10 protein-coding genes are annotated in these 11,473 nt (G+C 60.2%); 2 read left to right on the top strand and 8 right to left on the bottom strand.

The genetic code is table 11. The features are described from left to right. Positions 1–96: 96 nt before the first annotated feature. Positions 97–1,068, top strand: a complete 972-nt coding sequence (locus ODQ19_RS27320; RefSeq protein ID WP_003193449.1) for a magnesium and cobalt transport protein CorA — start codon at positions 97–99, stop codon at positions 1,066–1,068. On the opposite strand, the gene ODQ19_RS27315 is transcribed toward ODQ19_RS27320, so the two are convergent. The 3 genes from ODQ19_RS27315 to ODQ19_RS27305 all read right to left on the bottom strand — a co-directional run bounded on the left by ODQ19_RS27315 (position 1,065) and on the right by ODQ19_RS27305 (position 5,362). Further along, a complete protein-coding gene (locus ODQ19_RS27315) occupies positions 1,065–1,790 on the bottom strand; it encodes an amidotransferase (protein ID WP_330211750.1) in 726 nt (241 codons plus the stop codon). The two genes, ODQ19_RS27320 and ODQ19_RS27315, sit on opposite strands and share 4 nt — an antisense overlap. A gap of 205 nt (positions 1,791–1,995) precedes the next feature. After that, positions 1,996–4,140: a 3-hydroxyacyl-CoA dehydrogenase NAD-binding domain-containing protein gene (locus ODQ19_RS27310; RefSeq protein ID WP_330211749.1), complete on the bottom strand. Its 2,145-nt coding sequence runs from the start codon at positions 4,138–4,140 to the stop codon at positions 1,996–1,998. 16 nt (positions 4,141–4,156) lie between these two features. After that, positions 4,157–5,362 carry an acetyl-CoA C-acetyltransferase gene (locus ODQ19_RS27305; protein WP_330211748.1) on the bottom strand — a complete coding sequence of 402 codons (1,206 nt, stop codon included), beginning with the start codon at positions 5,360–5,362 and terminating at the stop codon, positions 4,157–4,159. A 648-nt stretch (positions 5,363–6,010) separates the two neighbouring features. Between ODQ19_RS27305 and ODQ19_RS27300 the strand changes: the two genes are divergently transcribed. Beyond that, positions 6,011–6,811: a c-type cytochrome gene (locus tag ODQ19_RS27300; RefSeq protein WP_330211747.1), complete on the top strand. Its 801-nt coding sequence runs from the start codon at positions 6,011–6,013 to the stop codon at positions 6,809–6,811. A gap of 198 nt (positions 6,812–7,009) precedes the next feature. On the opposite strand, the gene ODQ19_RS27295 is transcribed toward ODQ19_RS27300, so the two are convergent. The 5 genes from ODQ19_RS27295 to ODQ19_RS27275 all read right to left on the bottom strand — a co-directional run bounded on the left by ODQ19_RS27295 (position 7,010) and on the right by ODQ19_RS27275 (position 11,372). Beyond that, a complete protein-coding gene (locus ODQ19_RS27295; protein WP_116667111.1) occupies positions 7,010–7,792 on the bottom strand; it encodes a transglutaminase family protein in 783 nt (260 codons plus the stop codon). Next, on the bottom strand, positions 7,789–8,739 hold the full coding sequence (locus ODQ19_RS27290) for an alpha-E domain-containing protein (RefSeq protein ID WP_330211746.1): 951 nt from the start codon (positions 8,737–8,739) through the stop codon (positions 7,789–7,791). The genes ODQ19_RS27295 and ODQ19_RS27290 overlap by 4 nt, the downstream gene beginning before the upstream one ends. 4 nt (positions 8,740–8,743) lie before the next feature. Further along, positions 8,744–10,153, bottom strand: coding sequence for a circularly permuted type 2 ATP-grasp protein (locus ODQ19_RS27285; RefSeq protein WP_330211745.1), 1,410 nt, complete (start codon positions 10,151–10,153; stop codon positions 8,744–8,746). 427 nt (positions 10,154–10,580) lie between these two features. Next, entirely contained in the window at positions 10,581–10,922 is a 342-nt protein-coding gene (locus ODQ19_RS27280; RefSeq protein WP_330211744.1) for a ribonuclease E inhibitor RraB, read from the bottom strand. Positions 10,923–11,135: 213 nt separating this feature from the next. After that, positions 11,136–11,372: a hypothetical protein gene (locus ODQ19_RS27275; RefSeq protein WP_014719530.1), complete on the bottom strand. Its 237-nt coding sequence runs from the start codon at positions 11,370–11,372 to the stop codon at positions 11,136–11,138. Positions 11,373–11,473: the final 101 nt, after the last annotated feature.

Below are 11,473 nucleotides of genomic sequence, written 5' to 3'. Positions count from 1 at the left end.
CCTACAGGGGAATGGGTAATGTCATCAGCAACAACGGAACGCCATTCAGGCTAAGCTGCCCAACATCTGTCCTCTTGATAAGAAGTGATCAGCACCATGGGTAGAGTTGTTGCGGCTGCCGTCTACAGCGCCGGTAAGAAAGTCTCGGATATCACTCTCGATGAAGGCGCGGCCTGGGCCGCCAAACCTGGGCACTTTGTGTGGATCGGCCTGGAAGAACCCAGCGCCCAGGAATTGAATAACCTGCAACGCCAGTTCAACCTCCACGAGCTGGCGATTGAAGACGCGATGGAAAAACACAGCCGCCCGAAGCTGGAAACCTTCGGCGACGCGCTGTTTATCGTCACCTACTCACCGGTGCGCGAGAACGGCAAGCTGGAGTTTATCGAAACCCATATCTTTGCCGGCAACGGCTACATCATCACCGCGCGCAACGGCCACTCGGCGTCCTACGGTTTTGTGCGCCAGCGTTGTGAGGCGCGACCGTTGTTGCTGGAGCATGGGGAAGATTTCGTACTTTATGCGTTGCTGGATTTTGTCACCGAAAACTATCAGCCGGTGAGCGAGGCGATCCACGCCGAGATTGATGAGCTGGAGCGTAACGTGCTGTGCAGTTCGCTCAACGAGCGTGATATCCAGCATCTCCACGGCCTGCGCCGCGATGTGTTGCGGCTCAAGCGTCATGTGGCGCCGATGGTGGAAATCAGCCAGGAGCTGCAGAAGCTCAGCTTCCCGTTTATCGACAAGAACATGCGCCCGTATTTCCGTGATGTGCAAATCCACGTTACGCGACAGATGGAAGACCTCACCACCCTGCGCGACATTGCCAGCCAGACCATCGAGATCGGTGTGCTGCTCGAGGCCTCGCGCCAGAGCGTGGTGCAGCGCAAGTTCGCCGCGTGGGCGGCGATCCTGGCGTTCCCCACGGCGGTGGCGGGGATTTACGGGATGAACTTCCAGAACATGCCCGAGCTGCAATGGCACTACGGCTATTTTGCGGTGCTCGGTTTTATTACCTTGGGCTGTACCGGTTTATGGGCCAGCTTCAAGCGTTCGGGCTGGCTTTAAGCCTTGGCTTCAGGCTGGTGCGCGACAAAGCGCATCATCCACTCAGCCACGGTCACGCCGTGGTGGTCGCGGTCCAGGCTGGCCACGCCGTTGCTGTAGACCTTCTCACCCAGGGTCGTCTGAAGAATCTCCAGCAACTCGCGGGAATAGTCATGGATAAATTCCGGGTGCCCCTGAAAGCACAGCACCTGGTCGCCGATGTGGTACGCGGCAAACGGGCAAAATTCGCTGGAGGCGATCACCGTGGCGTTTTCCGGCAACGTGGTGACTTGATCCTGGTGGCTGATCAATAGCGTCAGTTCCGGCACCTCAGGACTCATCCATGGCGTCTTGGCATCCAGCTTGTAGGCGTGGGTGCCCATGCCCCAGCCCTGGCTGGCACGTTCGGCCTTGCCGCCCAGCAGCAGCGCGAGCAACTGATGGCCGAAGCACACACCCAGCAGCTTGTCGCCACGCTCATAGCGCGTGAGCAGGTAGGTCTTGAGGGTCTGGATCCAAGGGTCGGTACCGAACGAATCGGCCTTGCTGCCGGTGATCAGGTACGCGTCAAACACTTCGTCATCCGGCGGGTAGTCGCCCTGCACCACGTTGTAGACCACAAACTCGGCGGCAATCGGTTGCTTGGCGAACAGGCGCTTGAACATCTGCCCATAGCCTTGGTACTCATCGATCAAAGCGGGACGCAGAATATCGGTTTCCAGGATGCAGACGCGTAGCGACATAAAAAATACCTGACACGGCGATGGGAATATTGCACACCCAGAGCCTGCCTTGAAATACACCCCCAAAGCAAGCCCTCAATGGGCGCCCACACTCATTGTAGGAGCGAGCTTGCTCGCGAAGAACGTCAACGATAACGCAGGTATCCTGAATAAAAGCGTTGCCTGTGCGTTTTTCGCGAGCAAGCTCGCTCCTACAGTGAGGTACTTAGAAGATTGCGCCTTTTGCGGCTTTTTCCAGCAACAACGCCGGCGGCGAGAAGCGCTCCCCGTACTCCTCGGCGAGGTAGCGGGCGCGGGCGATGAAGTCGTTCAACCCATACTGGTTGATAAACTGCAACGCGCCGCCACTCCAAGCGGCAAAACCGATGCCGAAGATTGAACCAACGTTGGCATCCGCCGTGGACATCAACACGCCCTCCTCCACGCAACGCACGGTTTCGATGGCTTGGATAAACAGCAAGCGGTCGCGCACGTCCTTAGGTGAGATTTGCTTGCCGGGCTGTTCAAAGCGGTTTTTCAGCTCGGGCCACAGGTGCTTCTGGCCGCCTGCGGGATAGTCGTAAAAACCACCGCCGGCCGCCTTGCCTGTGCGCTTGTATTCGTTCACCAACAGATCGATCACCGCCGTCGCCGGATGGTTTGGCATGGCCTTGCCTTCGGCCTGCAGATCCTTGGCCGTTTGCTGTCGGATATGGCTCATCAGGCTGAGGGACACTTCATCGGACACCGCCAACGGCCCCACCGGCATCCCGGCCTTGCGCGCTTCGGTCTCGATCATCGGCGCGGCCACGCCTTCGCCGAGCATGGCGATGCCTTCGTTGGTAAAGGTGCCGAATACCCGTGAGGTGAAAAAGCCGCGACTGTCGTTGACCACAATCGGGGTTTTCTTGATTTGCAGTACGAAGTCAAACCCTCGGGCCAGGGTTTCGTCGCTGGTGCGCGCACCCTTGATGATTTCCACCAGGGGCATCTTGTCCACGGGGCTGAAGAAGTGCAGGCCGATGAACTTGGCTTGATCGGGCACCGCCGTGGCCAGGCCGCTGATGGGCAAGGTGGAGGTGTTGGAGGCGATCACCGCGTCGGCCCCCACCACGCTTTGCGCCGCGGCCGAAACCTTGGCCTTGAGTGCGCGGTCTTCGAATACGGCCTCGATGATCAGGTCGCAGCCGGCCAGGTCGGGGTCATCCTGCGTAGGATGAATGCGCGCCAGGGTGGTTTCGCGCTGTTCGGCGGTCAATTGCCCACGGCTGACTTTCTTGTCCAGCAATGCGGCCGAATGGGCTTTGCCTTTTTCAGCGGCGGCCAGGGTGATGTCTTTGAGCACCACCTCGATCCCCGCACAGGCACTGACATAGGCGATGCCCGCGCCCATCATCCCGGCGCCGAGCACACCGACTTTGCGCGTTACATAAGGCGCAAAACCCTGCGGGCGCGAGCTGCCGGCGTTGATTTGGTTGAGCTGGAACCAGAAGGTGCCGATCATGTTTTTTGCCACTTGCCCGGTCACCAGTTCGGTGAAGTAGCGGGTTTCGATCAGGTGCGCGGTGTCAAAGTCCACCTGGGCGCCCTCGACCGCCGCACACAGGATTTTCTCCGGCGCAGGGAAGCAGCCCTGGGTCTTGCTACGCAAAATCGACGGGGCAATGGCGAGCATCTGCGCGACTTTAGGGTGGGACGGCGTGCCGCCGGGAATTGCGTAGCCCTTGTTGTCCCAGGGTTGCCTAACGTCGGGGTTAGCCAGAATCCAGGCGCGGGCCTGGGCCAGCAATGCCTCGCGATCCGCCGCCAACTCATCAATCAAGCCCGCTTGCAGGGCCTGGGCGGGCCGCACTTTTTTGCCTTCGAGCAAATACGGCAAGGCTTTTTCCAGGCCAAGCATGCGCACCATACGCACCACGCCGCCGCCCCCTGGCAACAGGCCAAGGGTGACTTCCGGCAAGCCCAGTTGCACTGACTTGTCGTCCAGCGCGACCCGGTGATGGCAGGCCAGGCAAATTTCCCAACCGCCGCCCAGGGCCGCGCCATTGATCGCGGCCACCACCGGTTTGCCGAGGGCTTCCAGGCGGCGCAACTGCGCTTTCAACACCAACACACTGTCGTAGAACGCCTTGGCGTGGGCTTTATCGACCTTGATCAGCTCATTGAGGTCGCCCCCGGCAAAAAAGGTTTTCTTGGCCGAGGTGATCACCACCCCGGCGATCTCGTCCTTTTCAGCTTCCAGGCGCGTGAGGATGGCCGCCATGGCTTCACGGTAGGCGGCGTTCATGGTGTTGGCGCTCTGGCCGGGCATGTCGAGGGTCAGCACCACGATCTGGTCCTGGCCTTTTTCGTAACGAATGGCATCGGTCATGACAAATTCCTTAGGCTCAGAGGCGTTCGATAATGGTGGCGATCCCCATGCCACCGCCGACACACAAGGTGGCCAGGCCGTAGCGTTGCTGGCGCACTTCCAGCTCGTCGAGCAAGGTGCCGAGGATCGCGCAGCCGGTGGCGCCCAAGGGGTGGCCCATGGCAATGGAGCCACCGTTGACATTCACCCGTGCAGCGTCGATGCCCATGTCTTTGATAAACTTGAGCACGACCGAAGCAAAGGCTTCGTTGACTTCAAACAGGTCGATGTCTTCAACCCGCAGGCCGGCCTTGGCCAGCGCCTTGCGAGTGGCCGGCGCGGGGCCGGTGAGCATGATGGTCGGGTCGGTACTGGTCACCGCCGTGGCGACAATACGCGCCCGCGGTTGCAGGCCCAGCTCGCGGCCTTTGGCCTCGGAGCCGATCAGCATCAGCGCGGCGCCATCCACGATGCCGGAACTGTTGCCCGGCGTGTGCACATGGTGGATGCGCTCCACGTGGCTATAGACCCGCAACGCGGTGGCGTCGAAGCCCATCTGGCCCATCATTTCGAAGCTCGGCTTGAGCTTGCCCAAGCCCTCGAGGGTTGAGTCGCCGCGGATAAATTCGTCATGGTCCAGCAGCACGATGCCGTTCTGGTCGTGCACCGCGATTAGCGACTTATTGAAGGAACCGTCTGCCCGCGCCCTGTCGGCTTTCTGCTGGGACTGCAGGGCAAAGGTGTCGACATCCTGGCGCGTGAAGCCTTCCAGGGTGGCGATCAAGTCGGCGCCAATGCCTTGGGGCGTGAAGTGGCTGTGCATATTGGTTTGCGGGTCGAGTACCCAAGCGCCGCCATCGCTGCCCATGGGCACGCGGGACATGGATTCGACGCCGCCGACGACCACCAGGTCTTCGAAGCCGGAACGCACCTTCATCGCCCCCAGGTTCACCGCTTCCAAGCCCGACGCGCAGAAGCGATTGACCTGCACACCGGCAACACTGACATCCCAGTCGGCCACCAGCGCGGCGGTCTTGGCGATATCGGCGCCCTGGTCGCCCACGGGGGTGACGCAGCCCAGGACGATATCATCCACTTGGCGGGTGTCGAGGTCGCTGCGCTGCGCCAACGCCGTGAGCAAGCCCGCCACCAGGTTTACCGGCTTGACGCTGTGCAGGGCACCGTCGGCCTTGCCTTTACCTCGGGGCGTGCGTATCGCATCAAAGATCAAAGCTTGGGTCATGACATCCTCGAACCGCTGTGGGTGTGTGCCCCTACCTTAGGCCCGATTGACACGGTTTCAATGACGGATGCGCTCATTGCTTTTGACCCCCTCGCTCGGACGAACGGTAGGTCTCTATGGGAAATGCCTGATTAATCGTTTTAGCTGTCTAGCCCTAGGCCTGGCGCCAAGATGGCAATAAGCCTCATGCCGTTTTTAGCGCAAATACTTCTTAGCTGATATGAAATGAGTCTAAGCCAGAAAGAACGGGCGCTCTAAGGTTGAATCTGTAAGACGCTGCTGCCGGGTTTTGCTGGAGCAGCTGTAAGAAAAGTGCAACGTCACCTCGCGATACTGAATACAACGGCACGCATTTGACGCTCAGGAATAACAACAAAAGAAAAGGCAGTCAGCCATGTTCAAACAATCGAAAGTACGTCAGGCGGGACTTATTCTGTTCGCCACCACCTTGATTCTGATCTTGCCCAATTTAACCAAGGTTATTGGGTGACACTCTCAGCTTCCGTGCACACACCGCACCAGGCCTGCAGCTTTTGGCAGCACCTGCCAGGACATTGCGCTTAGCGCTCCTGTTGCAGGGGCTGTCTTTTTACCTGCCGTTTTCCGCTATCGTGTGCGCCCTCACTCTCTCGCAACGGGGCCTGCGCCTTGAAACCGATCCTCGCCCTTTTTGCCCTGCTGCTGAGCCTGCCTGCGACGGCGGCACAGTTGACCATCGAGTTGGACCACAGCCAAAAGACCTGGCAGACCGCCGAGCTGCTCAAGCACCCGGAGGCTCAGACGGTGCAGATCGTCGATGATGTGTCCTACAAGCGCACTATGACCTATCGCGCGGTGCCCCTCGCAGTGCTCTTACCGGGCCTTAAACCTGCGAACCACCTGCAAGCCGTTGCCCTTGATGGTTTTGCCGCCGAACTTGCCGCCGCGCCGTTACTAGACAAAAACGGTGCCCGCGCCTGGCTGGCGGTGGAAGACCCGGCCCATCCATGGCCACCGCTTGCACAAGGCAAGCCCAGCGCTGGACCTTTCTATCTAGTCTGGACCAACCCTCAAGCCGAACGTATCAGCCCGGAACAGTGGCCGTTCCAGGTATCAAAATTCAAGCAGTTGCAGACGGTTGGCGAGCGTTTCCCGGCGTTATTGCCCGACCCGAAGCTGGCGGCAAACGACCCGATCAACCAAGGCTTCGCGTTGTTCCAGAAGAACTGCCTGGCGTGCCATCGCCTCAATGGCGGCGGTGATGCCCAGATGGGGCCGGACCTGAATGTGCCCTACAACCCCACCGAGTATTTCAGCGGCGACTTCCTCAAGCGTTACATTCGTGATCCGCAGAGCCTGAGGCACTGGCCACAGGCGAAGATGCCGGCGTTTACAGCCAGTGTATTACCGGACACTGAGTTGGACTTGCTGGTGGGATATCTGCGGCATATGGCGGGCCGCAAGTTGTAGGAGCGAGCTTGCTCGCGAAAAACCTGAGAGCACCGTTGAGTATCAGGCTTCCCGAGTAATCGTCGATCGTTCCCACGCTCTGCGTGGGAACGCCTCTTGTGAGGCTCTGCGTCACGCTTTGGGACGCGGAGCGTCCTCGGCTGCATTCCCACGCAGTGCGTGGGAACGATCAAGCAAGCTCGCTCCTACCGTCCTCGGTCATTGCTGCGGCGCCACGAATACCTTGGCGTGCATCTGCTCATGCCCACCGCCACGGCGCATGCCGCGTACCGGGCAGGCGTCGAGGTAGTCCAGGCCGACGGCCAGCTTCAAGTGCCGCTCCGGCCGCGCCAGTTGGTTGGTCACGTCAAAGCTGTACCAGGCGTCATCCAGCCAGGCTTCGGCCCAGGCATGACTGGCCAGGTGCGAGCTGTCTTCGGTGTACAAATACCCCGACACATACCGCGCCGGGATCCCCAGGCTGCGTGCGCAGGCCAGGAACGCATGGGTGTGGTCCTGGCACACGCCAGCGGCACCTGCAAAGGCCTGGGCGGCGCAGGTATCGACGTCGGTCGCGCCGGGGGTGTAGACCATGGAGTGGTTAAGCGCCTGCATCAAGTCGATAAGCGCCGTGCGGTCGCGGCGCTGATGGCAGTGTTGCTCGGCAAACCCGCGCAGGGCGTCGTCGGGCTCGGTGAGGCGCGTCGAGCGCAGGAACGGAAAGGCAGACTGGCTTTCGTGTTCGGCCTCGCGCAATTCATCGATCTCCACCACGCCCCGGGCGCCGATGATGATAGCGTCGTGGGGTTCGTCCAGCGTGAGCACATGCAAGATATTGCCGAAGGGGTCCACCTGTGCCCGCACCGGGCGCGGCAGGTCGAGTTGCCAGCTCAGCACGTGTTGGCGCTCGCTGTCATGGGGGGTCAGGCGCAGGTACTGGATGCTGGCCCGCACCTGGTCTTCGTAGTGGTAGGTGGTGTCGTGGCTGATGGAGAGTCTCATGCCGCCTCCAGGTAGGAACTGTAGATGGCGTCGCCCAACTGGCGGACCAAGGGGATAAAGTCGGTCAGCCAGGCATGCAGGCCTTCCTCGAGGATTTCGTCGATGGCGGTAAAGCGCAGGCGCGCATCCATCTCGGCGGCCAGACGCTGGGCCGGGCGGCCATTGAGGCCGGGCAGGCTGGCGAGGATCTGGTCGATCTCTTCGCTGCAAGCGCGCAGCGAACGCGGCACATCTGCGCGTAACAGCAACAGCTGGGCCACTTGCCGAGCGCCTGGCGCATCGCGATAAATCTCGGTGTACGCCTCGAACGACGACAGTGCGCGCAGCAACGCACTCCATTGGTAATACGCGTGAGCCGTGCCATCGCTGACCGCCGCCGCCTGTTCGCCGGCCATTTCGTAGCGGGCATCCAGCAAGCGCAGGGTGTTATCGGCGCGCTCGATAAAGGTGCCCAGGCGAATAAAGCGGAAGGCATCGTTGCGCATGATGGTGCCGTACGTGGCGCCCCGAAACAGATGGGAACGCTCCTTGACCCACTCACAAAACCGGCTCATGCCGTAATGGCTGAGCCCCTGCTGGGCGATATCGCGAATGTCCAGCCAGGTGGCGTTGATGTTTTCCCACATGTCGGCGGTGATTCGCCCACGTACCGCATGGGCGCTGGCCCGCGCCGCGCCCAGGCAGCTGTAGATGCTCGCCGGGTTGGCCGCGTCCAAGGCAAAAAAGTGCAGCAAGCGTTCAGCGTGCAATGGGCCATGGCGCGTGTGGTATTCCTCCAGGGTGCCGGTGATCAACAGCGGCATGGCCAATTCGTGCAGGCCATCGCCGCGTCCGTCCTGGGGCATCAGCGACAGCGAATAGCTGACATCGAGCATGCGCGCGAGGTTTTCGGCGCGCTCCAGGTAGCGCGACATCCAGTACAAATCCGAGGCAGTTCTACTCAACATGGCATCAGTCCTCGACCACCCAGGTGTCTTTGGTTCCGCCGCCCTGGGACGAGTTGACCACCAGCGAACCTTCGCGCAGCGCCACGCGGGTCAGGCCACCCGGTACCACGCGGGTCTCCTTGCCGGACAACACGAAGGGGCGCAGGTCGATATGACGTGGGGCGATACCGTTTTCGACAAAGGTCGGGCAGGTGGACAAGCACAGGGTCGGCTGCGCGATATAGGCGTGTGGCTTGGCCTTGATACGCGCCCGGAACGCTTCGATTTCTGCGGTTGTAGACGCCGGGCCAACCAACATGCCGTAACCACCGGAGCCCTGGGTTTCCTTGACCACCAGGTCGGGCAGGTTGGCCAGTACGTGGGACAATTCGTCAGGCTTACGGCATTGGAAGGTCGGAACGTTCTGCAGGATCGGCTCTTCGTCGAGGTAGAAGCGGATCATCTCGGTGACGAACGGATACACAGATTTGTCGTCCGCAACCCCGGTGCCAATGGCGTTGGCCAGCACCACGTTGCCGCAACGGTAGGCGGCAAGCAGGCCGGGTACACCGAGCATGGAGTCCGGGTTGAAAGCCAGCGGGTCAAGGAATGCATCATCGAGGCGACGGTAGATCACATCGACAGCCTTGGGCCCGTCGGTGGTGCGCATGAGCACACGGTCATCGCGCACGAACAAATCCGCGCCTTCGACCAACTCCACGCCCATTTCCCGGGCCAGGAAGGCATGTTCGAAAAACGCGCTGTTGAAACGCCCGGGCGTCAGCACCACCACACTGGGGTTATCCAGGGGGCTGGCGCCTTTGAGGGTGTCGAGCAGCAGGTTAGGGTAATGGTCAATGGGTGCGATGCGCTGGGCAGCGAACAGTTCGGGGAACAGACGCATCATCATCTTGCGGTCTTCGAGCATGTAGCTGACACCGCTGGGCGTGCGCAGGTTGTCCTCGAGCACGTAGTACGTGCCGTCGCCATCGCGTACGAGGTCCACCCCGGAGATGTGCGAATAGATATCGCGGTGTAAATCCAGGCCCTGCATTGCCAGTTGGTATTGCTCGTTGGCCAGTACCTGTTCGGCAGGAATGATGCCGGCCTTGATGATGCGTTGGTCGTGGTAGAGGTCGGCGAGGAACAGGTTCAGCGCCTTGACCCGCTGGATGCAACCGCGCTCGACAATCCGCCATTCACTCGCCGGAATGCTGCGGGGGATGGTGTCGAAGGGGATCAGGCGCTCGGTGCCTTGTTCGTCCCCGTAGAGGGTGAAGGTGATACCGGCGCGGTGGAACAGCAAATCGGCTTCACGCCGGCGCTGGGCCAGCAGATCGGCAGGGGTATCGGCCAGCCAACGGGCGAACTCGCGGTAATGGGGGCGAACCTGCCCTGCCCCATCGTACATTTCATCGTAATAAGTGCGGATCATGCCGTACTCCTTGTCACCCGGACGCAAGAACCTTCGCAAGGCCCGTGCCAGCGGCATAAACACTTAATAATCAGTCAGTTGATTAATCCAACCACATTCCTCGCACCGTCCTGGTGCGCACAATGGCTTGGGTCACGTCGCGCGCCTCATCGCAATGCGGTCTTTGACTATCAACAGCATAGCCAGAGTTGATTTCACTGCCCGGCTGGCACTGCGGATAATCACCTCCATCGGCTGAACCGGAGATGTCCTACAGCGAAACCTTTTGTGCAAGCGATATCGTGTTACTTCGTGTACTGATCTACTCCCTTGAGCTTCCCTTTCCGCCACCCTATCCGGGTGGCTTTTTTTGCACGTAAAACACCGCCCAAACAAAATCGGCCGACCCAAAGGTCAGCCGATACGCTGTGGTGCTCATAAATACCAACTACATGGGTAACCCACGCACCTCCTGCTTGACGCCCCATCCCTCGATAATGCCGCCCAGGGGCTCGACTACTGCCTCAAAGTCTTGCTCGAAATCTCCTATGCCGTCGTAGGTTGCGAACATGATTTTGCTCAGTTCCAGGTACCAGGCGCCATCATCGCGCACGCTGACCTGGGCATTCAGGGACTCCCCACGAAATCGACCCGCAGCCCTGCGCGCCCGTTCCTCATCCGGGAAAATGGCGTAGAACTCAATGGGGTGAAAACGCGAGAAGTCAAAGCCGCCTTCTTTCATGCGGCGCAGTACGTTGGTGCTGATGTCTTCTTGATAGGCTGTGCTCATGAAACGTCCTCCTCAAACCGATGGATAGACTTTCCGTGCTTCCTGAAGCCCCGCGCCCTGCTGGCGCGGGCACCACGGCATAACAACGCCGCAGGAAAACAAGCATGTAGCTGACAAGACCAGACCTTAGCGATTCATTCGCTGATCTCGATTGCAGAGTAGCGCGAAGCTATCACCTCCACCAGAGGTGCTCGTGTGGCGTGTGAAAAATGTTTAGACGGAGGGAGAAATATCGAGAATCTGGATACTGTTCTGGTCTTTGAGAATCTTGACCGTCGGCTCGGGTTTGCGGCCTTCCAGGTCGTTGAGATCGAGTTCGGCAGCAATCGGCACCAGCTTCGCACGAATCATATGCGCAGCGTCTTCGAGGCTGGGCTTTTGTTCGCAGGTGAACTGCTGCACGGACTTTTCACCGTGATCATCAACGAAGGTAATTTGCCACGTTTGCATCGGTGCCTCCTCGATAAAACCCATAGGTGGGCTTACAAGTATCTGGACCTTGGCGGCGCGCCAAACGTTCCACTCAAGCCCGGAGGCACCGGATCAACTGC

It is taken from the genome of Pseudomonas sp. AM4(2022), assembly GCF_036346515.1.
Classification (GTDB): Bacteria; Pseudomonadota; Gammaproteobacteria; order Pseudomonadales; family Pseudomonadaceae; genus Aquipseudomonas; species Aquipseudomonas paracarnis.
Note: the sequence above shows the minus strand (reverse complement) of the source record. Positions and strands in the feature narration are given on the sequence as shown.

Coding starts and splice junctions, on each gene's coding strand:
- ODQ19_RS27290 (WP_330211746.1), bottom strand. CDS start 8,739: ATGTTGAGTAGAACTGCCTCGGATTTGTACTGGATGTCGCGCTACCTG.
- ODQ19_RS27295 (WP_116667111.1), bottom strand. CDS start 7,792: ATGAGACTCTCCATCAGCCACGACACCACCTACCACTACGAAGACCAG.
- ODQ19_RS27315 (WP_330211750.1), bottom strand. CDS start 1,790: ATGTCGCTACGCGTCTGCATCCTGGAAACCGATATTCTGCGTCCCGCT.
- ODQ19_RS27305 (WP_330211748.1), bottom strand. CDS start 5,362: ATGACCCAAGCTTTGATCTTTGATGCGATACGCACGCCCCGAGGTAAA.
- ODQ19_RS27280 (WP_330211744.1), bottom strand. CDS start 10,922: ATGAGCACAGCCTATCAAGAAGACATCAGCACCAACGTACTGCGCCGC.
- ODQ19_RS27275 (WP_014719530.1), bottom strand. CDS start 11,372: ATGCAAACGTGGCAAATTACCTTCGTTGATGATCACGGTGAAAAGTCC.
- ODQ19_RS27310 (WP_330211749.1), bottom strand. CDS start 4,140: ATGACCGATGCCATTCGTTACGAAAAAGGCCAGGACCAGATCGTGGTG.
- ODQ19_RS27285 (WP_330211745.1), bottom strand. CDS start 10,153: ATGATCCGCACTTATTACGATGAAATGTACGATGGGGCAGGGCAGGTT.
- ODQ19_RS27320 (WP_003193449.1), top strand. CDS start 97: ATGGGTAGAGTTGTTGCGGCTGCCGTCTACAGCGCCGGTAAGAAAGTC.